Raw genomic sequence first — 26,408 nt, 5'->3', positions numbered from 1 at the left:
AATCAGTTCAGGCAGTCGGCGTGCTTGCGCAGGTTTTGCCGGGCGTAGTAGTTGAACGCGGCGCCGTGGCGTTTGGGCTTGGAGATCCAGTCATGGGCCTCGCGCCCCAGCTCCGGCAGGATCGGTTTGACGCTGCCCGCAGACATCGCCAGCAACTGCAACTTGGCAGCCCGTTCGATCAGTTGCGCAATCACGCAGGCTTCTTCGATGTTGGCCCCGGTGGACAACTGCCCGTGGTGCGAGAGCAGGATGGCGCGCTTGTCGCCCAGGGCCGTGGTGATGATTTCCCCTTCTTCGTTGCCCACCGGCACGCCGGGCCAGGCCTCCAGAAACGCGCAATCTTCGTACAGCGGGCAAAGGTCCATGTGCGACACCTGCAACGGCACTTCCAGCATCGACAGCGCGGCAATGTGCGTAGGGTGCGTGTGGATGATGCAGTTTACATCCGGGCGGCCGCGGTACACCCAGGTGTGAAAACGGTTGGCGGGGTTGGGAATGCCATGGCCTTCCAGTACTTCGAGGTCTTCGTTGACCAGCAGCAGGTTGCTGGCGGTAATTTCGTCAAAACCCAGGCCCAGTTGCTGGGTGTAGTAGGTGCCGGGCGTCGGCCCACGTGCGGTGATCTGCCCGGCCAGGCCGGAGTCGTGGCCGTACTCGAACAGGATTCGGCAGGTCAGCGCCAGCTTTTGCCGGTCGGTCCACGTATTATCTGCCAGGCTGTTTTGCATCTGGCTCAGTGCTTGCTTGACCAGTTGGTCTTTTGGGAGTGCTAATGTCTTGGCCATATCGGTGTCCTTTGGATGGTTCAATGGACGTCGGATTTGCTGGTCGCCCGCTGCTCGCAAGGTCGTTGGGTGAGTGCAAATGACACTAAAGATGCTATATGACACTTTGTGTCATTGGCAAGCCTGTCTCATCGCTTTCTGCATGGATTAACCGCAGCAAATGTCTATCCGCTTGAAAATATTAAGAAAAAAACTTGGCGTAACCCTGGAGGCCCTGGCCGAAAAATCCGGGATGACCAAGAGTTACCTGTCGAAAGTCGAGCGCGGGCTCAATACGCCCTCCATCGCCGCGGCATTGAAACTGGCCAAGGCTCTGAACGTGAAGGTCGAAGAGCTGTTCAGCGAAGACAACGTCAGCCTCGACAGCTACAGCCTGGTGCGCAGCCATGAGCGGCCCGACACCTCGCCGGGTTATGCGGTGCTTGCCCACCAAGTCAGCGAGCGCAGCCTGCTGCCGTTCATCATTTATCCGCCAGCGGAGTTCACCGACAAGACCTTCAAGGAGCACTTGGGAGAGGAGTTTTTATTCGTGCATGAAGGCCAGGTTGAGGTGGATTTCATGAGTGAGCGCGTGCTGTTGGCGCGCGGCGATGCGCTGCATTTCAACGCGCAGAAACCCCACCGGATTCGCTCGGTGGGAGAGGTGCAGGCGCAGTTGCTAGTGGTGGTGCACAGCGCTGAGGAATGAGGCTGATCCCGACTTGAAATGCAGTCAATGTGGGAGCTGGCTTGCCTGCGATAGCGGTTTATCGGTGCCCGATCTGTCGCTGACCCACCGCCATCGCAGGCAAGCCAGCTCCCACATTTTGCTCAGCGTTCCACAGGGACGGACAATGCCGGATTACCCAGTGGGTGCGTACGCGCTGTAAAGAACCTCAGTTCCACAGCAGAGCCCTCGAACAACTCCAGATACCGCCGCTTCTGCTGGCGAATAAACCCATCGCTGCGCCCCGACACCGAGATCGCCAGGGTGTTGATGCTGGCCTGGCCGATAGCATCCACCAGGTGTTTATCCTGCGGCCCCAAGTCATGGCCGAAGATGCACAGCGCGCCTTCATGGCTCAACAGCTGTTCATAACAGAACGACAGATAATCCGAACTGCGGATACTTTTGAGTTTCTCCTCCACCTTGCCTTCACTGACAAACAGCGGCACATCGTCGAGGGTCTTGATCGTGTTGTTGATGGCAAAACTGCTGAGCAGGGTGCTGTCGGTGGACGGCAATTTGCGCGCCGTGCCGTCGAGGTTGCGCACCAGGTGCAGGCCGCCGTGCAGGTACAGGATGCGGGTGGCGTCGGTGTGCGTATTGCGCAGGTCGAAGCTTGAGTCGGCGCTGCGAAACAGGTCGTCAATGCCCGGTGCGTGCAGGGTCGCCCAATAGTTGAGCAAGTCGTAGTTACTGGTGAAGACGGTGGCGTAGGTGGTCAGCTCCGCGTTGATCGTCGTCAGCGTCGACGGCTGCACCAGGCGCCAGGGAATGTGCACGGTATGAATGGTGTTGATCAGCGCTTCCTTGATCGCGTAGTAACGGTTACGCGGCGCCGCCGAGCTGACCGCCAGGGCCTTGTTGACCCGGCTGGTGGTTTTCAAGGCGCCCAGCGCTTGCTCGAAACTGCGGGTCTGCAAGGCGTCGAACACGCTGAGTTCGGAGGCGCTCAGGGGTTTTTCTTCGACGGTACGGGCGTTTTCGAACAGCGAGTCGTAGGCAAAGTCTTCCCAAATCGTACGGCTGGCGCCGTTACCGATCAGTATCCCGCTGAAGTCGACGGCAGCGCGCAGGGCACTCCAGTCTTCAAGGTGGGCGTCAATATCCTGGAAATCCTTCATTGCGGCGGGTCTACTCGAAATCGGCTGGGGGGTGACTTTATCACGAGCCGGCATTGATCCTGATCAAGATGCGCCACGCGGTACAGGTTGATTCTGTCGGCATAAAGCCTTTGAGGATTGATCATGAGCAGCACGTTCTTCATCCCCGCCGTCAACATCATGGGTATCGATTGCCTCGACGAAGCGATGACCGCCATCCGCAACTACGGCTTTGACAAGGCGTTGATTGTGACCGACGTGGGCCTGGCCAAAGCCGGTGTGGCCGGCATGATCGCCGAGAAGCTGGCGATGCAGGATATCGACTCGGTGATCTACGACGGCGCCAAGCCCAACCCCAGCGTGGAAAACGTCGAAAAAGGCCTGGCGTTGCTGCAACAGAGCGCCTGCGATTTCGTCGTGTCCCTGGGTGGCGGTTCGCCCCATGACTGCGCCAAGGGCATTGCCCTGTGCGCCACCAACGGCGGGCGCATCGGCGACTATGAAGGCGTCGACCGATCGAGCAAGCCGCAACTGCCGCTGGTGGCCATCAATACCACCGCTGGCACGGCCAGCGAGATGACGCGTTTTTGCATCATCACCGACGAAAGCCGCCACGTAAAAATGGCCATCGTTGATCGCAATGTCACGCCGTTGCTGTCGGTCAACGACCCGGCGCTGATGGTCGGCATGCCCAAGGGCCTCACCGCCGCCACGGGCATGGATGCGCTGACCCACGCCATCGAAGCCTACGTGTCCACCGCCGCGATACCGATCACCGACGCCTGCGCGATCAAGGCCATCGAGTTGATCAGCGCCAACCTGCGCCTGGCGGTCCGCGACGGCACTGACAAGGCCGCACGGGAAAACATGGCCTACGCGCAATTCCTCGCCGGCATGGCCTTCAACAATGCGTCCTTGGGTTTCGTGCATGCCATGGCTCACCAATTGGGCGGCTTGTACGACCTGCCCCACGGCGTGTGCAACGCCGTGCTATTGCCCCATGTACAAAGCTTCAACGCCAGCGTCTGCGCCAAACGCCTGAGAGACGTGGGCCGCGCCCTTGGTGCGGATATCAAGGGCATCACCGCCGAGGAGGGCGCCCAGGCTGCCATCGCGGCGATTCGTCGGTTGTCCCAGGACGTGGAAATCCCTGCGGGCTTGCGTGAGCTTGGCGCTAAGTTGCAGGACATTCCATTGCTGGCCAGCAATGCGTTGAAAGATGCCTGCGGGCTGACCAACCCACGGCGGGCGGACCAGCGTCAGATTGAGGAGATCTTTCGTAGCGCGTTTTGATCCGAGCTGCAGCGGGCAAGGCATACGCATGTGCCGCCCGCCAACGCCACACACAACACCGCCAGCGGCCACGCCTGCTGGCTCACCAGTAGGCTTGCCGCACCGCCGATCATGGCTGCCATCAACTGATGCACAAAACCGCCGAGGGCCATGGCGTAGGGGCCGCTGATGGGGGCCTCATCATTGGCGAGAGATAAACTGATAGGGTAACTGATCGACTGCCCCAGCACCGCCACGCAATAGGGCAACCACAGCAGCACCGCGAGCCCACTGGCAAGCACGCTGCCTAGCAACATGGTCGCCGTACCGAGCAGTACCAATGCAACGCCTGCACGCATCATTCTCAAGCGACCTGTGCGTGCAACGAAGCGATTGACCATTAACGCACCTGCCAGGTAAGCCCCACTGATCGGCCAACCCAGCCAGCCGTATTCCATTGCGCTCCACTGAAAACCTCCCTGAAAAATCAACGGTGCGCAGGTATTGAATGCAATGATCACCCCATAGCCCAAACCGCCGGCCAGTGCGGCGTGCAGAAAGGGAGGATGTCGCGCAATCGCGTTGTAAACACGCCAAGCGCGGACCGGGGAGCCAGCTTTTGCTTGCGTCGCAAATACCACCCGCTGCAACACCCCTATCAAAGCGACAGCCCCGATTGCCAACGTATAGAAAATTGCCTTCCAGCCAAACGCCATTTGCAATAACGAACCCACGAATTGGCCAATACCCAAGGCGACCACGAAGGTCATCCCCAGCCACGATAGTCCTTTGGCCAGCTGTGCACCGCTGAAGTTGTCGCGCACTAATACCCGTGCCATGACGGACATCCCACCAGCCCCCAAGCCTTGAAGCAGGCGTAAGGCTAGAAATGACTCAACATTGAACGCTGATGGGATCGTCGCACTCGCCAGGGCATACACCGCCAAGGCTGCAAGTAACACCGGTTTTCTGCCAAGTCGCTCAGCCAGACTACCCCACAGCAGCATTGGCAAGGCCATGCCCACCAGATACACCGCTAGAGCCAGAGCAACATGCTTTTCGACGGCTAAAGCTTGCGCGATTGCTGGGACTGCGGGCAGATAGCTGCTGATACCAGCTTGAGCGAGGAAGGCAGCACTACAGGCGAGGAGGAGAGCGATATTGCTTTTCAATAAAAATCGTCCTATATCCTAAGTAAGGAAGAAACTGCTAGTTCGGCATCGTTTACACAGTTTTTAATCCGTTTCAGTAATCGTGGCCATTAATGAACGTCCCCATTAGGTAGCTTCTGACTGGGAGTGCAAGCTGGTGCTGGTTTTTGAGGCCGTGGTTAGTTGGGTTAGCTGTGCGCAAAACGACTCTATCGTTGTAGGGGACATATCTGCTCGGAGCGTTATGCGTACGGCTGATTTTCCTTTTGGAACTACCGGAAAAAATACAGCAGATGTAAAAAAGCCAATGTCCGAAAGTCGGGTGGCGAGCTCATTCGCTTTTTCAGCTTCTCCACAGTTAATTAAGCGTATGGCAGTCTGGGTGCCGTGCTGCTCTGTATATATTAATTTGTCAAATAGTTGAATGTTAAATTGAAGTTTTTCTTGAAGCTCGTATAGCTCTTCAGTCTGGTGTATTTTTAGCGACGCCAGCCCAGCGCCAATAGCCGCTGAGTTCAGACTTTGCGACCAGTTGCTCGGGCCACCATAACGGTACATCAGACTTTTTTGTCGTTCGCTGCCAAACATGATCAACCCGCCGCTAGCACCGAAAGACTTTCCTAAGGACGCGACTATTAATGTCTGATCGTCTTGCGCATGCATAAATGGCCGGATGTAACCACGTCCTCCCTCTCCGAATACCGACAGCGCATGCGAGTCGTCCATATAGAGAAATAGCCCATAACGAGCTTTTAAGTAAAGTAAACCGTCAACGTCCGCAACGCCGCAGGGTTTTGGCCTCCCTTATTCCCTGCATCGCACCTTCTATTATGGCCGGGTGGTGATCGAGCCCAAGATATGAGGTTGTGCAGAAGTGATGGAAGTCGCGCCCATATTGATCTGTCAGGTAATTATTGCTTTTGACGGTGACATTGAGCTCGCATATTCGCCCGCTCTTTGCCGAGTGCCAGTCCGTTTCGGCCAATGCTATGAGTTTTTTGTAATTTGAGAATTTGTGTGTGTGCGATGAGTTTTCCATTTCTCTAGCGTCCTTTGGGGGGGCTGGAAAACACTACCGGGAAAATTTTGATTCGATAAGTCAGACGATTCCCATGTGCGATAGCCCGGATGGAGTATTTCGTGTAGGTACATTCCTGCTTTTAGGATGGCACAGTAATGTCATTCGAATAGCTGCCTACAATGTCCTGGTGTGCCAAGGGACCTGAAGGGGGGTGATATCATGCGATTTAATGGGCGTGTGCGTCAGTAAATTGGGTAAGGTGCCGGCGTGCAGGGCGGATGTGCCGGTAGCCTTCAAGAGGCTCGTCTATCGACTCGCCAAGTCAGTGGGATGAAGGAATATTTGATGAGAGTTCTGTTATTCGGCGCCACCGGCATGGTGGGCCAGGGTGTGCTGCGCGAGTGCCTGCTGGCGGCCGATGTGCAGGAAGTGGTAGCCGTCGGCCGCACGCCCCTGACTCAGGAGCACGGCAAGCTGCATCAGGTATTGCACAACGACATGCTGGATTTCCAACCCCTGGAAAACCTGCTGCAGGGTTTTGATGCCTGTTTCTTTTGCCTCGGCGTTTCGTCGGCGGGCATGAAGGAGGCGCGCTACACCCACCTCACCTATGACCTGACCCTGGTGGCGGCCAGCACCCTGGCGCGGCTCAATCCGCAGATGACCTTTATCTATGTGTCCGGCGCCGGCACGGACAGTTCCGAAGCCGGCAAGTCGATGTGGGCGCGGGTCAAGGGCAAGACCGAAAATGCCTTGCTGCGCTTGCCGTTCAAGGCGGTGTATCTGTTCCGCCCGGGGATCATCCAGCCGTTGCACGGTGTGCGTTCGAAGACGCCGTTGTACCAATCCTTCTATAGCGTGCTCGGGCCGGTGCTTTCGTTTGTGCGGCGACTGAAACCGGATTGGGTGGTGAGCACCGAGACCGTCGGCCGTGCGATGTTGCAGGCGGCCAGCCAGGGCGCGCCGCAGCCCGTGGTGGAGCAGGCGCAGATCAATCGCCTTGCGGCTGAGCGCCGCTGAACTGAATCAGCGCAACGCCGCTGATCAGCAGTAGCGCGCCCAACACCCGGGAGGTTGTCAACTGACGTTCCACCAGGCCGAACAGGCCGAAATGGTCCAGCAGCAATGACGCGAGAACCTGCCCGGCCATGGCCAGCGCAATGAAGCCCGATGCGCCGAGCTTGGGCAGCAGCATCAACGCCAATGAAATAAAACACACGCCAAAGGCACCGCCGGCCCACATCCACAACGGTGCCTTGCTGATAAAGGCCAGGCTCGGCAGGGGTAAACGCAGCGCCACAATCACCGGCAGCAGCACGATGATGCTCACCAGTAACGAAGCCAGGGTGGCCCACAAGGGATGGCCGAGGCCGCGCCCGAGGTTGGCGTTGATCGCACTCTGAAACGGCACCACCGCGCCGGCGAACACCGCCAGCGCTAACAAACCTACCCAATGCAACACAGTCATCTCGACGCTCCCAAAGGTTTTGCTGGACTCTAGGGTATTCGTCGCGCAAATTTAAATTCCGAATTATTATGCCGAGCATGCAGCTGATGAATGATCTGCGTCGCATCGACCTGAACCTGCTGGTGATCCTCGACGCTTTGCTCAGCGAGCAACACGTCACCCGCGCCGCCGAGCGCCTGCACCTGAGCCAGCCGGCGGTCAGCCATGCGTTGGCGCGGCTGCGCGATATGCTGGGCGACCCGCTGCTGATGCGTCAGGGCGGCACATTGGTGCCAACCGCCCGAGCCATGGAATTGGCGGCGCCATTGACCGAAGCCCTGGCCCAGGTGCAGGCCTTACTGGCGCCGAATCGTTTTGACCCCACTTCTGCCAAGCGCCGCTTTCGTGTGGCGATGTCGGACTACAGCGCGGCGATATTCCTGCCCGGCCTGGTTCGCCTCCTACGCCATGAAGCGCCCGGTATCGACTTGCAGGTCATCCAGGCTAGCCGCGAAGGCATGGTTGAGGGTGTGCTCAATGGCGATCTCGACCTGGCTGCGGGCGTATTCCCCGACATGCCCGCCGAAATGCGGACTACGCCGCTGTTCGAGGAGCATTACACCTGCCTGGTCGACCGCGATAGCCTGGCGCCCGCCGGGGTGCTGGACCTGCCGGCCTATCTGTCGCGCCCCCATGTACTGTTGGAGATGCGCGGCAGCGGCACGCCGGAAATCGAACGGGCGCTGACGGCCATTCGTGAACGCCGCCATGTAGCCATAAGCCTGCCGCACTGGGGTGTGGCGCCGCAGTTGATCCAGGGTACGGACCTGATTCTGACGGTGTCGTCCCGGGGTTTGATAAATATTGACGCTCGGCAATTGCTGGCCGTGCCACCGCCGTTTCATATTCCGTCGTTTGCCTTTGAGCTGGCCTGGCATACGCGGCGGGGTGGGGATGTGGGGTTGCAGTGGTTGATTGGCAGGGTGGTGGGTGTATTGTCCGCAGACCCACGATAACGCGAGAACACCTAGATGCTCAGCGGTTTCAACCACCTGACCCTGGCCGTCACCGATGTGCCGCGCAGCGTCAGTTTCTATCACGATCTGCTGCGCCTGCAGCTCGACGCAACCTGGGACAACGGTGCCTACCTCTCACTGCCTGGGCTTTGGCTGTGCCTGTCGCTGGACCCGTTGCGCTCGACTGCTCCGGCGGTGGATTACACCCACTATGCCTTCACTGTCGATGCTGCTGATTTCACTCCCTTGGTCGAACACCTGCGTGCTGCCGGGGTACAGGAATGGCGAGACAACCGCAGCGAAGGCGCATCGTTTTATTTTCTCGATCCCGACGGCCATAAGCTGGAGGTTCATGTCGGCGATCTGGCCTCGCGGCTGCAAGCCTGTCGCGCCCAGCCCTATGCTGGAATGAAGTTTTACCCACCGCGCTGAAACATGCAGAATCAATCACCTTTTAGCGTCTGTCGGAGCGTCTATCCATGACCCCATCCTTGCTGCTCGCCGTGCTGGCTTCGGGTTTTATCTACGGCATTACCCCAGGCCCCGGTGTCCTGGCCGTATTCGGCATCGGTGCGGCTCGTGGCCGGCGTGCCGGGGCAGGATTCTTGTGCGGTCATTTGCTCGGCGATGTGGTGTGGTGCAGCACGGCGCTGATTGCCATCGTCGGTGCGCGGGAAGTCGGCAGCAGTGCCTTTGACGTACTCGGTGTACTCAGTGGAATGTATTTGTTCTGGCTCGGCTGGCGTGCGATCCGCACCCAGCGGCGCAATAGCGATGCCCCTCAGGGCGCGGCGCGCCATCCGTTCTGGCACGGTATTCTGTTTGGCTTGACCAACCCCAAGGCCTACCCGGTCGCCGTGGCGACGTTCACCGCGTTACTGTCCAGCCGAGCCGAGTTGTTGACTTGGTCGATGTTGCCGACGTTGATTCTGCTGAGCTTTATCGGTGGCTTGCTGGCCTACGCGATCCTGATCGGCGTGGTGGGTGCCCAACGGGTGCGCACGCTGTATCAACGCCATGAAATCCTGATCACCAAGCTCTGCGGCGTGATGTTTATCGGCTTCGCCCTCAATGCCCTGGCGCACGCATTGCCGGGCCTGTTCGGCAGCAAAGCGGCCTGAGGCGACGACGACCGTTCGTCGCACAGGTAAGTTTTTTCTAAACCTTTACCGCCGTGAAAATTCGAATTCAGGGCGGGTTGTATGCTCCCGCGCCTATTTTTGCCCTGGAGGAACCCATCATGAGCCGCATGGCTACCCGGTTACGCACCGCCAGTTTCGCGATGCTGCTGGGCCTCGGCGCCAGCAGTGCTTTCGCCCAGTCGCCTGCAGAATTCATCGAGCAGGCTTCGGCCAAAGGCATGGCCGATATCGAAACCAGCCGCATGGCCCACGCCAAGACCTCGTCCCAGGAAATCAAGGACTACACCATTGAGGTTATCAACGAGCGCACGCTGGCCAACCAGCACTTGGCGGCGATCGCCAAGAAGCTTGATTTGCCAGTGGCCCCACGGGAGAAGATCGTTGATAAGGCCGAAACCCTGATGCCTGAACTCAAGGACGGCGATTCGTTTGACGCTGCCTATACCGCGCAGCAGGTCAAGGAGAACGAAGACGCCATCGCCCTGTTCAAGAAAGAAGGCGCTGCGTCGGATGTGCCAGAGATAAAGGCACTGGTGGATGAGACGCTACCCAAGCTTGAAGAGCGCCTGCAAAAAGCCAGGGCCCTGGCCTCGACCTACGGTAAGGGCCATCAAGGCGACGGTTGAGGCGACTACTGGAAATGAAAAAACGGCGGTTGGAGAGGATCCAACCGCCGTTTTCATATCAACAGGACTGTGGGTTTTTCTGCCGTGCTTTTAGGAGCGAGCCTACGGTATCTCAAGGCGGCGAGCGCAAGACTGGGTTTTTACCTGGATAACCCCTATGACCGCATATGCCACCTGCGACCTGCGCACACTTTATCACCTGACCGAAGATCACTATTTTTCTGCCACCTGCGGCCTGCATCGCCGTTATAGCGCGGCTATCAACGCTTATTTCGTTGACGTATGTTCTGGCCTGTATGACTTGTTATTTATTCGCGTGGGCAGCGCTCCATTGGGCGAAGCTTTTGCTGCCCCGTTGGGCTTGATCCATGGTTCCGTCCTTGCAATACGCATTGTGGTTCATGAGGAAAAGGTGGCTGAGCTACGCGAGGCGCTCTGCGCAATCGGTTTCCAGCCTGCTGAACAGACAACCGCGATGGTTCTCGAGCTGTCGCGTTTTATTCCAAGGATGAGCGAGGGGACTCTACAGGTCTGCCTGACGCGGGATTTGAACGAATGGGCGGGTCCAGTTGGCAGCGCATATTCGATGCTTCCCGAGGTCGTTGTGAACTATCAGGCACGGCACCAGAGGGCGCTTGATGCGGGTGAGGCCCTTTACCACTTCACCCTGTCCGCCGAGGGGCGTGTGAGCTGTTCGTTGACGTTGTCACTGTGTGAAGGCGAGGCCCGTCTGAATGATGTCGGCACGCTCAAGGGCTTTCGTGGAAGAGGCTATGCCACTTGCCTGATTCAAGCTGCCCTGCTTCACGCCTCGAGCCTGGGGGCTCACCGATGTTTTCTCGAGGCCTCGACGGAGGCCATCTCGCTGTATCAACAGTTGGGCTTTGCACGTTTGTTCGAGTATCAGGCTTTCACTCGCGGAGCGCTCGCTGACCGGTAATCAAAAAGCCATTTTTGCCTGGCTGCGATCCTCAAGCGTCAGTAGATACTGCTTGGCCTCAAGCCCTCCGGCAAACCCGGTCAGCCCGCCCGAAGCCCCCACCACTCGGTGGCATGGCGCAATGATCGAGATCGGGTTGCGCCCATTCGCGGCCCCGACTGCGCGCACGGCTTTGGGGTTGCCGATCTGCTCGGCGATCTGGCTGTAGCTGCGGGTTTCGCCGAAGGGAATGGTCAGCAGTGCCTGCCAGACCTGCTTCTGGAAGTCAGTGCCGGCGAAATCCAGCTCCAGTTCGAACTGGTTACGCGTTCCGGCAAAGTATTCCTTCAATTGGCGTTCGGTTTCTCGCAGCACCGGGCTGTCGTTGGCCTCAATCAATTCACCCAGGCGTACGCGATTGGCGCGTTCTACTTCCCAGAGGATGGCGCTGAGTTTGCCATCGCGCGCCACCAGGGTGAGTTCACCGACAGGGGAAGGCATGAGCTTGTACTGGTAGGTCATGAGCTGTTTCCTTGAAGGGCGTTGAGGGGGGACGACGCCACTGTAGTTCCACCAAGGGGTTAGGGAACTACGTTTCTTGCGGTCAAATTCTTCGCCCCATTAGAAATTCCAGTAAACCCAGTTCGAATAATAGGGGTACCCGTAGAGCCAGGCGATAATGTAAAGGGCCTTGAGTACTGACGCGGTACCTAACATGAACATAGAAATGACGTTGAGCAGGGTGACAAACAAAGCGAACACAGCCACGCGTGGGGTTGCGTGACGCCAGGCAAACCTCACGCCATACGCTGACGCGGCAATCACTCCTAACTCCAGCAAAAATCTAAGGGGGAAGGGGAAGGGCAGCCGTACAAACGAGATCAGCAGCGGCAAAACCAACACCCAGCCGACTACTTGGCGCAGGATGATGTTGGGTGTGGTTTTTTGGGTGTCCAGCATTGCCATATTCCGAACTCTGGGCCGATGAGCCTACATTATCGCGCGGTGTTGCCGGCCTTGCCGTAAGACTTTGCTTAGGCGTACCTACCGCTCCTGCTGCAATACCTGGAGCGCTGCGGATGCCAGAAAAGAAATCCCGAGCAGCTTTTTTCCTGTGGATGATTCAACACAAGGTGCTTCACACCCTCAGGCTCGACTGTCGAGGACCAGACGGGCGCTGCAGAACAAATTTCAGACATAAAAAAACCGGTCACCAAGGACCGGTTTTTTGTGCATCCTGCGTCAGAACCTTCCTGACGCCAGCGCAAATCTGAGTGGAGCGGGTAGAGGGAATCGAACCCTCGTCGGAAGCTTGGGAAGCTACTGTTCTACCATTAAACTATACCCGCTCAGAGCGGCTGACTTTGTACCAGATGTTCGGCTGGATTTGAAGTTTTTCTTTGAAAAATGTGAGAGTTGCGTGTGGCGAGGGAGCATGCTCGCCACAGTGTCAGGCTTGATCTCAAAGCGCCCACGCATGTTGCGCCTGGCCCTGGCTATACCGCAACGGGCTGGCGGGCCGCTGCCCTTTCAAGAAGCCCACCACGGCCTCGCGGCTATCGCGGCACGCGGCTTTATGTTCCATGTCCAGGAAATGCCCCGTTGCCTGGATGGTGCTGAAGCAGCTCTTGGCCACATGCTGGCCAAACAGCTTGGCGTCGTCTGCGCTGGTGTATTCGTCCCACTCGCCGTTCAAGAACAGCACCGGAATGTCGATTTGCCTGGCCGCCTTGAGGTAGCACTGCCGGTCGCTGTTGAGCACGTGGCTGATGTGGAAGTGCATTTGCCCGTATTCGTGTGCGGCCAGGCTGCTGACATGGCGGTAATTGAAGCGTTTGAACAGCGAAGGCAGGTGCTTGCCAATGGTGCTGTTGACCAAGTGGCCGACACGGTCGCGGTCGAGGTTGCCCAGGTAGTCGACGCCTCGTTCGAGGTAGTCGCGCATCGGCGCATTGATTACCGGCGAGAAGGAGCTGATCACGGCTTTTTCTATCCTACGGGGCCGGTGTGCAAGGGCGACCAACGTGGCGGCGCCGCCCCAGGAGAAGGACAGCACATATTCAGCTGCGAAGTGGTCGAGCAGTTCCAGGAGGATCTGGCCTTCGACTTCCTTGGTGAGCATCTGCTCATGACGGTTATGGATTTTGGAACGGCCAGCGTAGGGCTGGTCGTACAACACCACATTGAATTGCGGGTACAGGCTTTTGACGGTTTGAGCGAAGGACGCCGTGGTCGCCATGGAGCCGTTGACCAGGACGATGGTCTTTGCCGCCGCGTCCGCGCGATAGAACTCCGTGTAAACCCGATACTGACCCTGTATATCCAGCACAGCGATTTCTGGCCTCATGTCGTAAGACTCCTGGCAAGCGGGTAGTGCGCGCAAATCACTTTGCACGTGCTTTATGACAGGTAGGCATACGCCTGGAAAATGAAGGCTCACGTCGGTCCGATGACGGCTGGCCGGCGGGTGTTGTTATGGCGGGCGGTTTGCCGGGAGGGCCCGACGATCAAGCACGGGCGCGGCAGGTGTTTCTTGGAGGTTATAGGGCGACTCATCAGTCATCATCTGGCTGAAGCCTTGATTCAAGCAGCACCGAAGGCAGGTCGCAAGGTAAGCGGTTGGTTTTTTGCCATCACCGGCTGAACGGTCGTCAGATTAGTCGGATCTCGTCGTCAGTCAGTGGCCGATACTGACCCGGCGCAAGCGAGGTATCCAGCACCAAGGGGCCCATTCGCTCGCGGTGCAGGCCGATTACCTTGTTATCAAAATGCCCGAACATGCGCTTCACCTGGTGATAGCGGCCTTCGACGATGCTCAACCGGGCCGTTCTTGGGCCCAGCCGTTCAAGTTTGGCAGGTTGGGTAGTGAGATCTTCAAAGGCGAAATACACCCCTGCCGCGAACGTCATCGCATACTGCGGGCCGATGTCCTGTTCGGTTTGCACGTGGTACACCTTGGGCAACTTGGTCTGTGGTTGCGTGAGGCGCCGTGACCATTGGCCATCGTTGGTGATCAGCATCAGGCCGGTGGTGTTGAAATCCAGGCGCCCGGCGATATGCAGGTCGGCTTTGTCCGGTTCGTGCAGCAGGTCCAGGACCGTGGAGTGTTGCGGGTCCGACGTGGCGCTGACGCAGCCCTGGGGTTTGTGCAGCATGAAATAGCGTGCCGGCTTGCCCGCTTGCAGAATTTCACCGTCAACGCAGACCTGGCTGAACTCACGTACGTCATGGTGCGGATCGCTGACTGCAACACCCTCGACGGTCACCCGGCGCTCCACCAGCAACAAGCGCACTTGTTTACGATTGAACTGTGGCAGGTTGCTTAGGAAGCGATCAACGCGCATGGCGGTTACGCAACTGTTCGTCCACTTGGGCGCAGCGTGGGCACAGGCAGGCTTTATTGCGCACCTCATCCGGCAGGGCTTCAAGCACCGCCGGGTCGATGATGACGCTGTAGCACCAGCAGGCTTGATCGGCCGTGCGCGGATCGGCCAGGGAGCAGTCGTTGCGGGCACCGCAGGCGGGGCATAGGGTCGGTGTGGTCATGGGTCGGTTCAGGCAGGCATCGGGTAGGACAGCGGTAGTTGTTGCACGATACAGCGCGGCTGGGCGGCATTCCATCATCATGGGTTTTTGACAGACCTTCACTTCGTCTGAAACAGATGTTTCCACTTGTGTCGCGAACGCACCAGATTCGGTTTTTGATGTCAGATGTTTCGTCATTCAGTGAAAGCTGAATGCCGCTCGCCAGCGTCGCTGGAGGAGCTCTTCCGCGGTCCAGGAGGCCGCCATGTATCGACGACTGCTGCTCATCGCTTTGCTCGGCCTGACCCTTTCAGCCTGCGTGCCCTATTACGATGGAGGCGCCACCTACTATCGCTCCGAGGTCTACACCGCGCCGGCGCCAGCCTATTACTACGGCGGCCCGCGTTATTACCCTTCTGGGCGCAGCTATTACGCGCCAGCGCCTCGCTACTATGCGCCACAGCCTCGCTACTATTCGGCGCCGCGCTACTACCAACCAGCCCCGCGCTATTACCCTCGCGCCGGCTACCGACCCTACCCCAACCAGGGGTGGGGCGACCGCTGGGGTAATGGCGGGCGTGGACGCGGTTCCGACCACGGAGGTGGTCGCGGCGGTCACCGTTAAATATCTTGAAAAACAAGCGGCGCATCATGCGCCGTTTTTTATAGGTACCGTATGTCCGTACTGTCAGATTTAACAGCTATCTTTGAGGCGCTAGCTGTACTTCACTAACGAGAAGCCTTGTGCTTTTGCGTGGTGAGACTGAGCAGATGGAATCCCTATGTTCAAACACTTGATTTGCGTGCTCCTGCTGATGAACTGCTTCATTGCATCGGCAAGTGCGGAGCAAGGCTGTCCTTATCCGTCGCAGATCGTGTACGCCGATGGCCATTATCGCGCCCAAGACAACGGCCTGCGCTGGCAAAGTCCGAAGGTCGCGTCGCGTGGTGTTGTCGACGGGTTCATTGGCGCAGTCTTCATGCCGGGCGACGGCGAGGAGAGAGGAAACGGCTACATGGACAAGTGCATCTACCGCACCAACTGGAGCGGGGTAGTAGTAGCGTTGAGGCCAAGCAGGGGCAATGAGATTATCAACATGTCGTTGACCAGCTCCTTGTATTGGAAGCTGCAGCCCGATGCGTTCGAGTTGCCGGTGTATACGTGCGTGGACAGCCAACCGGACAATTGCAAGTTCAAGGTCAACGACAAACGTACAGACCTGTCAGTAGTCAGATAAATCTGCCAGAGGATTTCTACCTTCCCAGGCCTTGTCAAAGTGCGCCTGCACCACCGCTTCCGGGAGTGTGTTGATATCCGGCCAGTGCCAATGAGGCGCCTGGTCTTTGTCGATCAGGCGCGCCCGCACCCCTTCGGCAAATTCCGGATGACGGCAGCAGTTGAGGCTCAGGGTGTATTCCATCTGGAACACCTGGGCCAGGGATAGGTGGCGGGCGCGCTGGAGCTGTTCCCACACCAGATGCGCCGTCAGTGGGCAGCCCTCACTCAGGGTTTTGCCGGCCCGGCTCAATAGCGGGTCGCTGTGGTCGCGCAGCAGGTTCAAGGCGCGCCAGGCACAGCGTACATCTCCTACATCCAGCCATTCGTCGATCTGTATGCGGCGTGGTAGCCATTGCGCGTCGGGTTGATCGCTGATCGCCTCCTGCGCCAGGGCCTTGAGCAAGCTGTTGAGTTGCATCGCGCTCTGTTCCTGCCAGTTCAGCTGCAGCAGGCCATCGAGCAATTCGTCTTGCTGGTCATCACGCAGAAAACGGTCTGCCAGGCCCAAGTCCAGCGCGTCGCGACCGTTGATATGGGCGCCGGTGAGGCCCAGGAACAGGCCGAGCTTACCCGGCAAGCGGGACAAGAACCAACTGGCCCCCACATCCGGGTACAAGCCAATGCTGATCTCGGGCATGGCCAAACGACTGCTTGGCGTAACGATACGCACGGCGGCGCTTTGCAACAGGCCCATGCCACCGCCCAAGACATAACCGTGGCCCCAGCAGATCAACGGCTTTGGGTAGGTGTGCAGGCGGTAGTCAAGGCGATATTCAGCGGCAAAAAACTGCGCGGCCAGAGCCGGAACTTCGCCGGGCTGCTCACGGCAAGCCTGAGCCAGGCTGCGCACTTCGCCACCGGCGCAAAAGGCTTTGGGACCGTTACCGCGTAGCAGCACGCAGACGATCTGCGGGTCTTTGGCCCAGGCCTCCATGCGCTCATCCAGGGCCAGAATCATTGGCAGGGAGAGGGCGTTAAGGGACTTTGGCGCGTCCAGGCTGGCGATACCGATGCGAGCGCCGCCACTGCCGGTCAGTTCTTCGAAATGCAGGTTCATCGTGACCTCAATCGAGAAGGTGAAGGATGAGTATGATCCCTTCGTGGGAAAGTGCCGGTGCTGTGTCAGATCAATTGACAAGCGGGGTCGGCTTTCCTAGGGTTCGCCTCATTCTTTTTTACAAGACAATTCAACTATGACCGATGGCGACCGTATCAAACTCGAACCCAGCTGGAAACACGCTCTGCGTGAAGAGTTCGAGAAGCCTTACATGGCGCAATTGCGCGAGTTTCTGCGCCAGGAACATGCCGCAGGCAAAGAGATCTACCCGCCCGGCCCATTGATTTTCAACGCACTCAATTCAACACCGCTGGACAAGGTCAAGGTCGTGATCCTCGGCCAGGACCCTTATCACGGCCCTGGCCAGGCCCATGGCCTGTGTTTCTCGGTGCAACCGGGCGTGCCGGCGCCGCCGTCGCTGGTCAATATCTATAAAGAGCTCAAGCGCGACCTGAACATCGACATCCCCAACCACGGCTACCTGCAAAGCTGGGCCGACCAGGGCGTGCTGATGCTCAACACCACCATGACCGTGGAGCGCGCCAACGCCAACGCCCATGCGGGCAAGGGTTGGCAGTTCTTTACCGATCGGATTATCGAGGTAGTCAGCGAGCATCAGCCGCACCTGGTGTTCCTGCTGTGGGGCGCCCATGCTCAAAGCAAGCAGAAGCTCATCGACGCCACCAAGCATCTGGTGCTGACCTCGGTGCATCCTTCGCCGTTGTCGGCGTATCGCGGGTTTCTGGGCTGCGGGCATTTCAGCCGGGCCAACAAGTTTCTCGAGCAGAATGGCGAGGCCCCCATCGAGTGGCGTTTGCCACCCGTCTGAGGCCTGGCACATTCAACATGTGGAAGGTTTTAGAGGGGATCGGGCTGACGGTTCCAGTGCCGAAACAACGGCTCGGCCAAGAACAGCACGAACAACAAGCGCATCACCTGCATCGCCGTCACCAAGGGCACCGACAGCTGCAGGGTTTCAGCTGTCAGGCTCATCTCAGCGATACCGCCTGGCATCATGCCCAGGGTCAGTGATCGCAGGTCGAGGTGAGTGAGGGCGCTCAAGCCCACCGCCGCTAACGTCGCCAGCAGCATGGTCAATGCCGTGCCAATCAAAGTGCGACCCATGAATGAGGGCGCGCGACGGAAGAACTGCCGATTGAAGTGGCAGCCCAACCCGCTGCCGATCAACCATTGGCCGATCTGGCTGCCGCCGTCGGGCAGGCCAATGTGTAAATCCCAGGTCACACTGGCAATCGCACTCACCAACAATGGCCCGAACAGCCAAGGGTTGGGTTGGCGCAAGCGTTGCCAGCCCCAGGCAACCAGCGCACCCACCGGAAACAGCAGGGCCAGCCACGCCCAGTCCACCGGCGCCGGGTGAAACTGCGGTGCGCCGCCTCCGAGCAAATACTTGAAGATCGCCGGCACACACAACACCACCACCAGCACACGCAAACTCTGCCCGGCCGCAACCCGGCTGAGCACCGCACCGTTGCGAGCGCCCAGGTTGACCATCTCCCCGGAACCGCCCGGCATGCTGGAGAAAAACGCCGTGGCGCGGTCTTCCCCGCTGCGGCGCATCAACCACACGCCGACCACACTCGACAAGCTGGTGACTAGTGCACCGAAGAAGATCAGGCCGAAGTGGCTCATCACCTGCTCGATCACCAGTGGGGTGAAGTGCAGGCCAATGCCGATGCCCACCACCCATTGGCCGCATTTGCGTCCGCCGGGAATCTCCGCCAACTGCCAGGGCGTGAGGCAACGCACCAGGATAATCGCCAGCAACGAGCCGACCATGTACGGCAACGGCCAGCCCACCAGGCTGGCCAGGTAACCGCCGGCCAGGCCGACCAGCGGTGTTCCCCACCAATGTTTAAAGGTGACCTCAGACATCGGCCAGGGCACGACGCTGTTGCACGCGTTTACGCCAGATACGCAGCAGCGGTACAAGCAGCATGATTGCGGTCAGCACCCAGACGCCAAAGGTGATCGGGCTCGACCACAGGATTTCCAGCGCACCGTTGGAGATCGACAGCGCACGGCGCAGGTTCTGCTCCATCAAACCGCCGAGGATAAAGCCCAGCAGCAGCGGCGACAGCGGGAAGTCCAGCTTGCGCAGGATGTAGCCGAAGATGCCGATGGCGATCATCAGGAACAGATCGAAGGTGGTGGCATGCACGGCGTACACGCCAATCGCGGTGATGATGGCGATCACCGGCACCAGCGCCCAGTTCGGCACGGCGAGGATACGGGTGAAGATGCGGATCATCGGGATGTTGAGCACGACCAGCATGATGTTGGCGATGAACAACGAGGCGATCAGGCCCCAGACAATGTCCGGTTGCTGTTGGAACAGCAGTGGGCCGGGAGTGATGTTGTACAGCGACAGGGCGCCGATCATCACCGCTGTGGTGCCGGAGCCAGGAACGCCGAGGGTCAGCATCGGCACCATGGCGCCGCAGACCGATGCGCCAATGGCGGTTTCAGGGGCGGCCAGGCCGCGCATGTCGCCTTGGCCGAACTTGCCGCTGGCGCCTGCGATGCGTTTCTCGGTCATGTAGGCAACGGCCGAGGCCATGGTCGCACCCGCACCCGGCAATACGCCGATGATAAAACCCGATACGCCGCAACGAAGGTTCACGGTCAGTACCGACAAGGCTTCCTTGACGTTGAACATCATGCGCCCGGTGGCTTTCACTGCTTCCTGGCCACGGTGGGTTTTTTCCAGCAGCAGGAGAATCTCGCTGATGGAGAACAGGCCGAGTACCAACACCACGAACTGGATGCCATCGGTCAGGTGAATATTGTCGCCGGTAAAGCGGTACACACCGCTGTTGGCGTCGATGCCCACGCAGGAAAGGAACAAGCCGATCAGCGCCGCAACAAAAGTCTTCAGTGGTTTGTCACCGGCCATGCCGCCCAGGCAGACAATCGCAAACACCATTAAAACAAAATATTCCGCCGGGCCGAACGCAATTGCCCACTTGGCCAGCAGCGGGGCGAACAGCACCATGCCGCAGGTGGCGATAAACGCCCCAATGAACGAACTCCAGGCCGACAACGACAGTGCCACGCCGGCCAGGCCTTTGCGGGCCATCGGGTAACCGTCGAGGGTGGTCATCACGGTGGACGCTTCGCCCGGGATGTTCAGCAAAATCGAACTGATGCGGCCACCGTATTCGCAGCCCAGGTACACGGCTGCCAGCAGGATCAGCGCCGACTCGGGCGGCAAGCCCAGGGCAAAGGCGATGGGGATCAACAGTGCCACGCCGTTGATCGGGCCCAGGCCCGGCAACAGGCCGACCACGGTGCCAATCAGGGTGCCGCACAACGCGGTCACCAGGTTATAGGGGCTCAGCGCAACGCCGAAACCCTGGCCCAAATAGCCAAAAGTATCCATGTCAGTTCTCCAGAACGTCGAGCAGGCCGAGGGGCAACGGTACGTCCATGGTTTTATCGAACAGCAGATAAAGACCGACGCTCATCAAGGTGATGATCACCACGCTGGGCAACCAGCGGCCGCCGTACAGCCGTGCCATCGGAATACCGATCAGCATGCTGCTGAGAATGAAACCCAAGGATTCGAATGTGCCGGCAAACACCAGCAGCAGGGCCACACAGATGCCGATCTTGATCAACGTGGGTTGATCCAGCGCGGGTTCATCGTCGGTGTGTTTGGTCGCCTGCGGGCGAATCATCATGTAGATGAGCGCCAGGCCCATCAGCCCGAGCAGCAGCAGGGGAAAGGCCCTGGGCCCTACAGGTTCGTAGGAAAAGGCCGCCTGATACGGCCAGGCCATGAGCGCCAGGCCGATACAGGCCAGTAACAGCGCGGCAGCGAAAATGCGTTGTAAGAGCATAGAAAACTCCAAGGCCCCTGTAGGAGCGAGCAAGCTCGCTCCTACAGGGGCATTACACAAAAAAAGGAGCGATTACTGGATCAGGCCGAACTCTTTGGCCAGCACTTTGTAGTCAGCCACCTGTTTCTTCACGTAGGTGTCCAGCTCCTGGCCCGTCATGGCGAACGGGAACAGCTCGCGCTGGTCACGCAGCTTGGCGAACTCCTCGGAAGCCAGCAGTTTGTCGAAGGCGTCTTTCCACCAGGCGTAGTCGGCATCGCTGACCTTTGGCCCCAGGTAGAAGCCACGCACCACCGGCCAGACGATGTCGTAGCCTTGCTCTTTGGCGGTCGGGATGTCCTTCATTTCCGGCTCATCCAGGCGTTGCTCGGAGAACACCGCCAGCAGGCGCATATCGCCGCTCTGGATATGCGGCATGGAGTCGGAGATGTCGGTACTGCCCACCTGGATGTGCCCCCCCAGCAGAGCCGTAGCGATTTCACCGCCACCCTCAAGGGCGACGTAACGCAGTTCGCGCGGGTTGATCCCGGCGGCCTTGGCGATCAGCGCGGTTTGCATCCAGTCCTGGCTGCCGACGGTGCCGCCGGAGCCGATCACCACGCTGCCTGGGTCTTTCTTCAGGGCTTTAACCAGGTCATCGAGGGTCTTGTAGGGCGAGTCGCTTTTCACCGCGATGGCGCCATAGCTGGTGCCCACTGCCGCCAACCAGCGCACGGCGCTTTCATCAAAACGGCCGAACTTGCCCTGGGCCAGGTTCAGCAACGAACCGCTCGACCAGGCGACCAACGTGCCGGCATCTGCAGGGCGCTGGGCGACGACCGCGTTGTAGGCCACCGCGCCCACGCCGCCTGGCATGTAGGTCACACGCATCGGCTTGGTCAGCAGCTTCTGGTTCACCAGCGCGCTTTGCGCCAGTTTGCAGGTCAGGTCAAAACCGCCGCCAGGGGAGGCCGGGGCGATGCATTCCGGACGCTTGGGTTCGTCGGCGGCCAGCAGTTGGCCGGCGAACAGCATGCAGCCGGCGGCGAGGGCAAATTTACGCAGTGAAGGGGTCATGGCGATCTCCATCGTTGTTGTTATGAGGGGTACTACCAAAGTGCGACGCTATAGCTGACCAGCAAGCGCATTTCATCCGCATCACGGGCCGAGTAGTTGGAACGATAGGTGGCGTTACGCAGGCGCACGGCCACATCTTTGAACGTGCCGCTTTGCACCACGTACTTGATCTCGCTGTTGCGTTCCCACTCCTTGCCGGTCTCGCCGTTCTTGAGCTTGATGTTGTCACCCGAGAGGTAACGGCTCATGAAACTCAAGCCAGGAATGCCCAGCTTGGCGAAGTCGTAGTCGTAACGTGCCTGCCAGGAGCGTTCTTCGGCGCCGGCAAAATCGTTGATCTGCACGAAGTTGACCAGGTATGGGTCGCTGCCATCCACATATGGGAAGGCGCTGTCGCCGGACATGTGCTGGTAGCCGGCGCTGAGCTTATGGCCATTGAGGGCATAGCTGAACAGGCCGTTGAGGGACTTGTTGTCTATATTGCCGCCGCGGGCCGAGCCGGTGTCATCGCTGATGGCCAGCCGCAGGTCGGCGGCGAAAGTGCCAGGGCCCATCGGGCGTGAGGCGACCATGCCGAAGAAGTGTTGGCGATACACGTCGTCGAGTTGGGCGAAGTGGTAGCTGCCGGTGATCTTGTCGGCGAACTTGTAGTCGACGCCACCGAAGTTGAAGTGCTTGCCGGTGGCACCGCTGAGGAAGCGGCTGTTCTTGTTATTGAGCGCGATGTCTTCGTAGTTGGTGTCGTCGCGGTCCTTGGCTTTGTCCAGGCGGCCACCGGTGAACACCAGGTTCTTGAATTCCTTGGAGGTGATCAAGCCACCGTTGAAGGTCTGCGGCAGGATGCGCCCGTCGTTGGGCTTGAGGATCGGCAGTTCGGGGATCAGCGAGCCGATTTTCAGCTCAGTCGCCGAGATTTTCACTTTGCCGGTCAGGCCCAGCTTGGCGTACTCGTTGGCGGCGCGGCCGTCATCGTGGGTCGGCAGCAGGCCGGTGCCGGTGCGGTCGGGGCTGGAGTCGAGCTTGACGCCGAGCATGCCCAGCGCATCCACGCCAAAGCCGACGGTGCCGTCGGTGTAGCCTGATTGCAGGTTGAGCATGAAGCCCTGGGCCCATTCGTCGCGCTTGGATTGCTGCGCACTGGTACCGTCGCGAAAGTCGCGATTGAAGTACATGTTGCGGGTTTCCAGGGTCGCGCTACTGTCTTCGAAGAAGGCAGCCTGGCTGAGCGGCGCAAAGCCGGCAAGGGCAGCGGCACTGGCGAGGGCGGTGTGGGTCAGACGGCAAGAGCGAACAGGCGGGCAAGCCTGTGGCTGGGTCGACAGCATCGTGGTGTACTCCGTTATTGTTCTTATTTTGGCGAAAACGCTTCGAGGCGTTTTTCGGGCGCTACGGGTCAGGCAACTCGGCGGGCATAGACCACCGTGGTTGGATGCTAAAGGGCGAAGCTTTCACTAACCTTTCAATCGCCTTTCAATGTTTTCGGGCTTCACAGGCCAGGTTGCGGCTGTAAACTGCCGGGCAAAGCGTGGCGCCGACCACCCCTGAATGAGGTAGAAATCCATGCGTGTCCTCCTGGTTGAAGACCATCTGCAGCTCGCCGAAAGTGTCGCCCAAGCGCTCAAGAGCATGGGTTTGACCGTTGATGTGTTGCATGACGGCGTGGCGGCGGACCTGGCCTTGAGCAGCGAGGAATACGCCGCGGTGATCCTGGACGTAGGGCTGCCGCGCCTGGATGGTTTCGAGGTGCTCGCGCGTTTGCGGGCACGTGGAAAAAATCTGCCGGTGCTGATGCTGACTGCTCGCAGTGATGTAAAAGACCGCGTGCACGGCCTGAACCTGGGCGCCGATGACTACCTGGCTAAACCGTTTGAACTCACGGAACTCGAAGCACGGGTCAAGGCACTGTTGCGGCGCAGCGTGTTGGGCGGCGAGCGTCAGCAAACCTGCGGTGTGCTTGTGTACGACCTCGACACTCGGCGCTTCACGGTCGCAGGCGAGCTGATGACCTTGACCTCCCGAGAACAAGCGGTGCTCGAAGCCTTGATCGCCCGGCCGGGGCGCGTGATGAGCAAGGAACAATTGGCTTCCCAGGTATTCGGCCTGGACGAGGAGGCCAGCCCCGACGCCATCGAAATCTACGTGCATCGCCTGCGCAAGAAGCTCGATGGCCAACCCATCGCCATCGTCACCTTCCGCGGCCTTGGCTATTTGCTGGAAGCCCGTGATGCATAAGCCCAGCAGCCTGCGCTGGCGCTTGCTGTGCAACCTTGCGTTATTGCTGGTGTTGTTGATGCTCGCCAGCGGCATGAGCGCTTATTGGAACGGTCGCGAAGCCGCCGACACCGCTTATGACCGCACGCTGCTGGCCTCGGCACGCACCATTGCCGCCGGTTTGACCCAGGTGGACGGCACCCTCAGCGCCAATGTGCCCTATGTGGCCCTGGACACCTTTGCCTACGACAGTGCCGGGCGCATTTATTACCAGGTCAATGATATTGATCAGAAACTGATTTCCGGTTACGAAAACCTGCCCGGCCCGCCGCCCGGCACGCCCCGCACCGACGATTACCCGGCCTTGGCGCGGTTCTACAACGCCATGTATTTGGGCCAGCCTGTGCGCGTGGTGAGCCTGCTCAAGGCCGTCTCGGAGCCGAACATGAACGGCATGGCCGAAATTCGTGTTGCGGAGACCGACGAAGCCCGGGTGGCCATGGCCCGCAGCCTGATGGCCGACACCTTGTTGCGCCTGGGCATGCTCGCCATCGGTGCGTTATTGCTGGTGTGGTTCGCGGTGAGCGCCGCGCTGCGCCCGCTGGAACGCCTGCGTACAGCGGTGGAAGAGCGCCAGCCTGATGATCTGCGGCCCCTGCCCTTGGTGGAAGTTCAGGACGAGTTCGGCCCACTGGTACGCTCACTCAACCATTTCACCGAACGTCTGCGCGGGCAGTTCGAGCGCCAGGCGCAGTTTATTGCCGACGCTGCCCACGAGCTGCGCACCCCCCTGGCGGCGCTCAAGGCCAGGCTGGAACTGGGCTTGCGTGCCGAAGAACCCGCCACCTGGCGCAACACCCTGGAAACGGCCGCCCAGGGCACCGACCGGCTGACGCACCTGGCCAATCAATTGTTGTCCCTGGCCCGCATCGAAAACGGTGCCCGGGCCATTGCCGAAGGCGGTGCGCAACTGCTCGATTTGAGCCAATTGGCCCGTGAGCTCGGTATGGCCATGGCGCCGCTGGCCCACGCGCGGGGCGTGGCCCTGGCGCTGGAGGCCGACGAGCCGGTATGGCTGCGCGGCGAACCGACGCTGTTGAATGAGCTGCTGAGTAACCTGGTGGATAACGCCTTGGCCCATACCCCGCCTGGCGGCAATGTGATTCTGCGCGTGACGGCCCCGGCGGTGCTGGAGGTGGAGGATGACGGCCCCGGCATCCCGCTGGATGAGCGGGACCGGGTATTCGAGCGCTTTTATCGACGCAGCCAGCAGGGCATGGGGTCGGGCTTGGGGCTGGCGATTGTCGGGGAGATTTGCCGTGCGCACCTGGCGCAGATCAGCCTGCATGATGGCGAGCTGGCGGGGCTTAAGGTGCGCGTGAGTTTTATCGCGGGTTGATCAGTAAAACATCGAGCGCGCTTCGTCCAGTTCGCTGCGCAGGGCGTCGCTGTGCAGGTCTATGCGTAACTTCGTGATGGCCGGCAATGTGGCAATCGGCGCAGTCCCCAGGGGATGGTCGGTGCCGCGGTGGCAGTACAGCGCGGCGACCTGCACCAGGTCGACGTAGTCCAGGCTTGCAGAGTCGCGTGTCAGGTCCAGGTATTGGCCTGGAACGTTCACCAGCATCTCGGGAAAGTCCCAGACCCGCAGCAGCTTGTCGCCCAGCACCGGGTGGATGCTGTCGATGACGTGGTTGAGGCTGACGGGGTCGGCCAGCAGCTCATAGTGATCCTCGGCATAGGTGAGGATCGGCAGCACGCCGATCTGATGCACCAGGCCACCCAGGGCCGCCTGGTCTGGCTTGAGGTGGCTGTGGCGACGGCACAAGGCGTAGCTCACGCCCGCCACCTCCAGGCTGCGGCGCCATACGTCGCGCATTTTCTGTTCGACCACCTCGGAGCGGGCGTGAAAGATCTGCTCCATCACCAGGCCGATGGCCAGGTTGCTGCTGTAGTTGGTACCAAGCCGGGTGATGGCGGTGTGCAGGTCGGTGACTTCCTGGCTGGCCCGTAGCAACGGGCTGTTGACCACTTTGATCAGGCGCGCCGACAGGGCCGTGTCACGACTGATCACTTTGCTCAGGTGGCTGATGCTGATGTCCGGGTCTTCGGCGGCCTGGCGAATTTTCAGGGCCACCTCCGGCAATGTCGGCAGAACCAGGTCATCGTTGTCGATGGCCGTTACCAACGCTTGTTGGACTTTTTCCGCCAGCTTGTTCATTCATGCTCTCT

The 26,408-nt window shown here is 59.6% G+C and carries 29 protein-coding genes, 1 tRNA gene and 1 pseudogene; 13 read left to right on the top strand and 18 right to left on the bottom strand.

The window, feature by feature from the left end; genetic code table 11:
- Positions 1 to 2 precede the first annotated feature (2 nt).
- Complete coding sequence (locus MHH62_RS08950; RefSeq protein WP_014717335.1) at positions 3 to 785, bottom strand: aldolase; 783 nt, start codon at positions 783 to 785, stop codon at positions 3 to 5.
- Between the two features lie 160 nt (positions 786 to 945).
- Here MHH62_RS08950 and MHH62_RS08945 point away from each other — a divergent pair, with 160 nt between their 5' ends.
- The gene (locus tag MHH62_RS08945) at positions 946 to 1,473 is read left to right on the top strand and encodes an XRE family transcriptional regulator (RefSeq protein WP_014717336.1); all 528 of its coding nucleotides are present in this window, start codon (positions 946 to 948) and stop codon (positions 1,471 to 1,473) included.
- Positions 1,474 to 1,595: 122 nt separating this feature from the next.
- Here the strand turns inward: MHH62_RS08945 and MHH62_RS08940 are convergent, their stop codons facing one another.
- Complete coding sequence (locus MHH62_RS08940) at positions 1,596 to 2,612, bottom strand: DUF4917 family protein (RefSeq protein WP_014717337.1); 1,017 nt, start codon at positions 2,610 to 2,612, stop codon at positions 1,596 to 1,598.
- A 123-nt stretch (positions 2,613 to 2,735) separates the two neighbouring features.
- On the opposite strand from MHH62_RS08940, the gene yiaY reads away from it, so the two are divergent.
- A complete protein-coding gene (gene yiaY, locus MHH62_RS08935) occupies positions 2,736 to 3,884 on the top strand; it encodes an L-threonine dehydrogenase (RefSeq protein WP_339232834.1) in 1,149 nt (382 codons plus the stop codon).
- On the opposite strand, the gene MHH62_RS08930 is transcribed toward yiaY, so the two are convergent.
- On the bottom strand, positions 3,851 to 5,035 hold the full coding sequence (locus tag MHH62_RS08930; RefSeq protein ID WP_020301016.1) for an MFS transporter: 1,185 nt from the start codon (positions 5,033 to 5,035) through the stop codon (positions 3,851 to 3,853). The two genes, yiaY and MHH62_RS08930, sit on opposite strands and share 34 nt — an antisense overlap.
- A 105-nt stretch (positions 5,036 to 5,140) precedes the next feature.
- Positions 5,141 to 6,053 (bottom strand): annotated as a pseudogene (locus MHH62_RS08925) (aminotransferase class I/II-fold pyridoxal phosphate-dependent enzyme).
- A gap of 327 nt (positions 6,054 to 6,380) precedes the next feature.
- On the opposite strand from MHH62_RS08925, the gene MHH62_RS08920 reads away from it, so the two are divergent.
- Positions 6,381 to 7,055, top strand: coding sequence for an NAD(P)H-binding protein (locus MHH62_RS08920; protein ID WP_019818511.1), 675 nt, complete (start codon positions 6,381 to 6,383; stop codon positions 7,053 to 7,055).
- Here MHH62_RS08920 and MHH62_RS08915 read toward each other — a convergent pair.
- Positions 7,027 to 7,503 carry a DMT family transporter gene (locus tag MHH62_RS08915; RefSeq protein ID WP_014717341.1) on the bottom strand — a complete coding sequence of 159 codons (477 nt, stop codon included), beginning with the start codon at positions 7,501 to 7,503 and terminating at the stop codon, positions 7,027 to 7,029. The genes MHH62_RS08920 and MHH62_RS08915 overlap by 29 nt on opposite strands.
- A 68-nt stretch (positions 7,504 to 7,571) precedes the next feature.
- On the opposite strand from MHH62_RS08915, the gene MHH62_RS08910 reads away from it, so the two are divergent.
- The 5 genes from MHH62_RS08910 to MHH62_RS08890 all read left to right on the top strand — a co-directional run bounded on the left by MHH62_RS08910 (position 7,572) and on the right by MHH62_RS08890 (position 11,206).
- Complete coding sequence (locus MHH62_RS08910; protein WP_014717342.1) at positions 7,572 to 8,498, top strand: LysR family transcriptional regulator; 927 nt, start codon at positions 7,572 to 7,574, stop codon at positions 8,496 to 8,498.
- 15 nt (positions 8,499 to 8,513) lie between these two features.
- Positions 8,514 to 8,930 carry a fosfomycin resistance glutathione transferase gene (gene fos, locus MHH62_RS08905; RefSeq protein WP_019818507.1) on the top strand — a complete coding sequence of 139 codons (417 nt, stop codon included), beginning with the start codon at positions 8,514 to 8,516 and terminating at the stop codon, positions 8,928 to 8,930.
- A gap of 47 nt (positions 8,931 to 8,977) precedes the next feature.
- Positions 8,978 to 9,619 carry a LysE family translocator gene (locus MHH62_RS08900; RefSeq protein WP_014717344.1) on the top strand — a complete coding sequence of 214 codons (642 nt, stop codon included), beginning with the start codon at positions 8,978 to 8,980 and terminating at the stop codon, positions 9,617 to 9,619.
- A 119-nt stretch (positions 9,620 to 9,738) separates the two neighbouring features.
- Entirely contained in the window at positions 9,739 to 10,266 is a 528-nt protein-coding gene (locus tag MHH62_RS08895) for a DUF4142 domain-containing protein (RefSeq protein ID WP_014717345.1), read from the top strand.
- Between the two features lie 157 nt (positions 10,267 to 10,423).
- Positions 10,424 to 11,206: a GNAT family N-acetyltransferase gene (locus tag MHH62_RS08890; protein WP_032903388.1), complete on the top strand. Its 783-nt coding sequence runs from the start codon at positions 10,424 to 10,426 to the stop codon at positions 11,204 to 11,206.
- Here MHH62_RS08890 and MHH62_RS08885 read toward each other — a convergent pair whose 3' ends face one another.
- From MHH62_RS08885 to MHH62_RS08860, 6 genes are all read right to left on the bottom strand, one after another.
- Positions 11,207 to 11,707 (bottom strand): methylated-DNA--[protein]-cysteine S-methyltransferase, encoded by a 501-nt coding sequence (locus MHH62_RS08885; protein WP_014717347.1) that lies wholly within the window; start codon positions 11,705 to 11,707, stop codon positions 11,207 to 11,209.
- A 99-nt stretch (positions 11,708 to 11,806) separates the two neighbouring features.
- On the bottom strand, positions 11,807 to 12,145 hold the full coding sequence (locus tag MHH62_RS08880; protein ID WP_014717348.1) for a hypothetical protein: 339 nt from the start codon (positions 12,143 to 12,145) through the stop codon (positions 11,807 to 11,809).
- A 315-nt stretch (positions 12,146 to 12,460) separates the two neighbouring features.
- A tRNA-Gly gene (locus MHH62_RS08875) sits at positions 12,461 to 12,534 on the bottom strand.
- 113 nt (positions 12,535 to 12,647) lie between these two features.
- Positions 12,648 to 13,532: an alpha/beta hydrolase gene (locus MHH62_RS08870; RefSeq protein WP_032903200.1), complete on the bottom strand. Its 885-nt coding sequence runs from the start codon at positions 13,530 to 13,532 to the stop codon at positions 12,648 to 12,650.
- A gap of 304 nt (positions 13,533 to 13,836) precedes the next feature.
- Entirely contained in the window at positions 13,837 to 14,529 is a 693-nt protein-coding gene (locus tag MHH62_RS08865; RefSeq protein WP_014717350.1) for a pseudouridine synthase, read from the bottom strand.
- Positions 14,519 to 14,731 (bottom strand): cysteine-rich CWC family protein, encoded by a 213-nt coding sequence (locus tag MHH62_RS08860; RefSeq protein WP_019818502.1) that lies wholly within the window; start codon positions 14,729 to 14,731, stop codon positions 14,519 to 14,521. Before MHH62_RS08860 ends, MHH62_RS08865 begins: the two co-directional genes overlap by 11 nt.
- 244 nt (positions 14,732 to 14,975) lie before the next feature.
- On the opposite strand from MHH62_RS08860, the gene MHH62_RS08855 reads away from it, so the two are divergent.
- Entirely contained in the window at positions 14,976 to 15,335 is a 360-nt protein-coding gene (locus MHH62_RS08855) for a hypothetical protein (RefSeq protein ID WP_019818497.1), read from the top strand.
- 157 nt (positions 15,336 to 15,492) lie between these two features.
- A complete protein-coding gene (locus tag MHH62_RS08850; RefSeq protein WP_339232832.1) occupies positions 15,493 to 15,948 on the top strand; it encodes a DUF3757 domain-containing protein in 456 nt (151 codons plus the stop codon).
- Here MHH62_RS08850 and MHH62_RS08845 read toward each other — a convergent pair.
- Positions 15,934 to 17,046, bottom strand: coding sequence for an enoyl-CoA hydratase/isomerase family protein (locus MHH62_RS08845; protein WP_019818493.1), 1,113 nt, complete (start codon positions 17,044 to 17,046; stop codon positions 15,934 to 15,936). The two genes, MHH62_RS08850 and MHH62_RS08845, sit on opposite strands and share 15 nt — an antisense overlap.
- A 136-nt stretch (positions 17,047 to 17,182) precedes the next feature.
- On the opposite strand from MHH62_RS08845, the gene ung reads away from it, so the two are divergent.
- Positions 17,183 to 17,875, top strand: coding sequence for a uracil-DNA glycosylase (ung, locus tag MHH62_RS08840; RefSeq protein ID WP_020301023.1), 693 nt, complete (start codon positions 17,183 to 17,185; stop codon positions 17,873 to 17,875).
- Between the two features lie 29 nt (positions 17,876 to 17,904).
- Here ung and MHH62_RS08835 read toward each other — a convergent pair whose 3' ends face one another.
- From MHH62_RS08835 to MHH62_RS08815, 5 genes are all read right to left on the bottom strand, one after another.
- Entirely contained in the window at positions 17,905 to 18,942 is a 1,038-nt protein-coding gene (locus MHH62_RS08835; protein WP_019818491.1) for an AbrB family transcriptional regulator, read from the bottom strand.
- Positions 18,935 to 20,449 (bottom strand): tripartite tricarboxylate transporter permease, encoded by a 1,515-nt coding sequence (locus tag MHH62_RS08830; protein WP_014717355.1) that lies wholly within the window; start codon positions 20,447 to 20,449, stop codon positions 18,935 to 18,937. The genes MHH62_RS08835 and MHH62_RS08830 overlap by 8 nt, the downstream gene beginning before the upstream one ends.
- 1 nt (position 20,450) lies before the next feature.
- Entirely contained in the window at positions 20,451 to 20,909 is a 459-nt protein-coding gene (locus tag MHH62_RS08825) for a tripartite tricarboxylate transporter TctB family protein (RefSeq protein WP_019818488.1), read from the bottom strand.
- 72 nt (positions 20,910 to 20,981) lie between these two features.
- The gene (locus tag MHH62_RS08820; protein ID WP_014717356.1) at positions 20,982 to 21,965 is read right to left on the bottom strand and encodes a tripartite tricarboxylate transporter substrate binding protein; all 984 of its coding nucleotides are present in this window, start codon (positions 21,963 to 21,965) and stop codon (positions 20,982 to 20,984) included.
- A 32-nt stretch (positions 21,966 to 21,997) separates the two neighbouring features.
- The gene (locus MHH62_RS08815) at positions 21,998 to 23,290 is read right to left on the bottom strand and encodes an OprD family porin (protein WP_014717357.1); all 1,293 of its coding nucleotides are present in this window, start codon (positions 23,288 to 23,290) and stop codon (positions 21,998 to 22,000) included.
- Between the two features lie 235 nt (positions 23,291 to 23,525).
- Here MHH62_RS08815 and MHH62_RS08810 point away from each other — a divergent pair, with 235 nt between their 5' ends.
- Positions 23,526 to 24,197, top strand: a complete 672-nt coding sequence (locus MHH62_RS08810; RefSeq protein WP_014717358.1) for a response regulator — start codon at positions 23,526 to 23,528, stop codon at positions 24,195 to 24,197.
- Complete coding sequence (locus MHH62_RS08805; protein ID WP_014717359.1) at positions 24,190 to 25,575, top strand: sensor histidine kinase; 1,386 nt, start codon at positions 24,190 to 24,192, stop codon at positions 25,573 to 25,575. The genes MHH62_RS08810 and MHH62_RS08805 overlap by 8 nt, the downstream gene beginning before the upstream one ends.
- Here MHH62_RS08805 and MHH62_RS08800 read toward each other — a convergent pair whose 3' ends face one another.
- On the bottom strand, positions 25,576 to 26,397 hold the full coding sequence (locus MHH62_RS08800; RefSeq protein ID WP_014717360.1) for an HDOD domain-containing protein: 822 nt from the start codon (positions 26,395 to 26,397) through the stop codon (positions 25,576 to 25,578). It lies immediately after the preceding gene.
- Positions 26,398 to 26,408 lie beyond the last annotated feature (11 nt).

The sequence above is a fragment of the Pseudomonas sp. FSL L8-0168 genome (assembly GCF_037976155.1).
GTDB lineage: Bacteria > Pseudomonadota > Gammaproteobacteria > Pseudomonadales > Pseudomonadaceae > Aquipseudomonas > Aquipseudomonas paracarnis.
The sequence above is the reverse complement of the archived record's forward strand: the minus strand, read 5'-3'. Positions and strand labels throughout refer to the sequence as shown.

What these genes read in the sequence shown, in the direction of transcription:
- MHH62_RS08805 (WP_014717359.1), top strand. Translation starts at nt 24,190, where the DNA reads ATGCATAAGCCCAGCAGCCTGCGCTGGCGCTTGCTGTGCAACCTTGCG.
- MHH62_RS08900 (WP_014717344.1), top strand. Translation starts at nt 8,978, where the DNA reads ATGACCCCATCCTTGCTGCTCGCCGTGCTGGCTTCGGGTTTTATCTAC.
- MHH62_RS08865 (WP_014717350.1), bottom strand. Translation starts at nt 14,529, where the DNA reads ATGCGCGTTGATCGCTTCCTAAGCAACCTGCCACAGTTCAATCGTAAA.
- yiaY (WP_339232834.1), top strand. Translation starts at nt 2,736, where the DNA reads ATGAGCAGCACGTTCTTCATCCCCGCCGTCAACATCATGGGTATCGAT.
- MHH62_RS08920 (WP_019818511.1), top strand. Translation starts at nt 6,381, where the DNA reads ATGAGAGTTCTGTTATTCGGCGCCACCGGCATGGTGGGCCAGGGTGTG.
- fos (WP_019818507.1), top strand. Translation starts at nt 8,514, where the DNA reads ATGCTCAGCGGTTTCAACCACCTGACCCTGGCCGTCACCGATGTGCCG.
- MHH62_RS08915 (WP_014717341.1), bottom strand. Translation starts at nt 7,503, where the DNA reads ATGACTGTGTTGCATTGGGTAGGTTTGTTAGCGCTGGCGGTGTTCGCC.
- MHH62_RS08800 (WP_014717360.1), bottom strand. Translation starts at nt 26,397, where the DNA reads ATGAACAAGCTGGCGGAAAAAGTCCAACAAGCGTTGGTAACGGCCATC.
- MHH62_RS08895 (WP_014717345.1), top strand. Translation starts at nt 9,739, where the DNA reads ATGAGCCGCATGGCTACCCGGTTACGCACCGCCAGTTTCGCGATGCTG.
- ung (WP_020301023.1), top strand. Translation starts at nt 17,183, where the DNA reads ATGACCGATGGCGACCGTATCAAACTCGAACCCAGCTGGAAACACGCT.
- MHH62_RS08945 (WP_014717336.1), top strand. Translation starts at nt 946, where the DNA reads ATGTCTATCCGCTTGAAAATATTAAGAAAAAAACTTGGCGTAACCCTG.
- MHH62_RS08820 (WP_014717356.1), bottom strand. Translation starts at nt 21,965, where the DNA reads ATGACCCCTTCACTGCGTAAATTTGCCCTCGCCGCCGGCTGCATGCTG.
- MHH62_RS08940 (WP_014717337.1), bottom strand. Translation starts at nt 2,612, where the DNA reads ATGAAGGATTTCCAGGATATTGACGCCCACCTTGAAGACTGGAGTGCC.
- MHH62_RS08850 (WP_339232832.1), top strand. Translation starts at nt 15,493, where the DNA reads ATGTTCAAACACTTGATTTGCGTGCTCCTGCTGATGAACTGCTTCATT.
- MHH62_RS08845 (WP_019818493.1), bottom strand. Translation starts at nt 17,046, where the DNA reads ATGAACCTGCATTTCGAAGAACTGACCGGCAGTGGCGGCGCTCGCATC.
- MHH62_RS08855 (WP_019818497.1), top strand. Translation starts at nt 14,976, where the DNA reads ATGTATCGACGACTGCTGCTCATCGCTTTGCTCGGCCTGACCCTTTCA.
- MHH62_RS08890 (WP_032903388.1), top strand. Translation starts at nt 10,424, where the DNA reads ATGACCGCATATGCCACCTGCGACCTGCGCACACTTTATCACCTGACC.
- MHH62_RS08810 (WP_014717358.1), top strand. Translation starts at nt 23,526, where the DNA reads ATGCGTGTCCTCCTGGTTGAAGACCATCTGCAGCTCGCCGAAAGTGTC.
- MHH62_RS08870 (WP_032903200.1), bottom strand. Translation starts at nt 13,532, where the DNA reads ATGAGGCCAGAAATCGCTGTGCTGGATATACAGGGTCAGTATCGGGTT.
- MHH62_RS08910 (WP_014717342.1), top strand. Translation starts at nt 7,572, where the DNA reads ATGCCGAGCATGCAGCTGATGAATGATCTGCGTCGCATCGACCTGAAC.
- MHH62_RS08885 (WP_014717347.1), bottom strand. Translation starts at nt 11,707, where the DNA reads ATGACCTACCAGTACAAGCTCATGCCTTCCCCTGTCGGTGAACTCACC.
- MHH62_RS08950 (WP_014717335.1), bottom strand. Translation starts at nt 785, where the DNA reads ATGGCCAAGACATTAGCACTCCCAAAAGACCAACTGGTCAAGCAAGCA.
- MHH62_RS08825 (WP_019818488.1), bottom strand. Translation starts at nt 20,909, where the DNA reads ATGCTCTTACAACGCATTTTCGCTGCCGCGCTGTTACTGGCCTGTATC.
- MHH62_RS08835 (WP_019818491.1), bottom strand. Translation starts at nt 18,942, where the DNA reads ATGTCTGAGGTCACCTTTAAACATTGGTGGGGAACACCGCTGGTCGGC.
- MHH62_RS08830 (WP_014717355.1), bottom strand. Translation starts at nt 20,449, where the DNA reads ATGGATACTTTTGGCTATTTGGGCCAGGGTTTCGGCGTTGCGCTGAGC.
- MHH62_RS08880 (WP_014717348.1), bottom strand. Translation starts at nt 12,145, where the DNA reads ATGCTGGACACCCAAAAAACCACACCCAACATCATCCTGCGCCAAGTA.
- MHH62_RS08815 (WP_014717357.1), bottom strand. Translation starts at nt 23,290, where the DNA reads ATGCTGTCGACCCAGCCACAGGCTTGCCCGCCTGTTCGCTCTTGCCGT.
- MHH62_RS08860 (WP_019818502.1), bottom strand. Translation starts at nt 14,731, where the DNA reads ATGACCACACCGACCCTATGCCCCGCCTGCGGTGCCCGCAACGACTGC.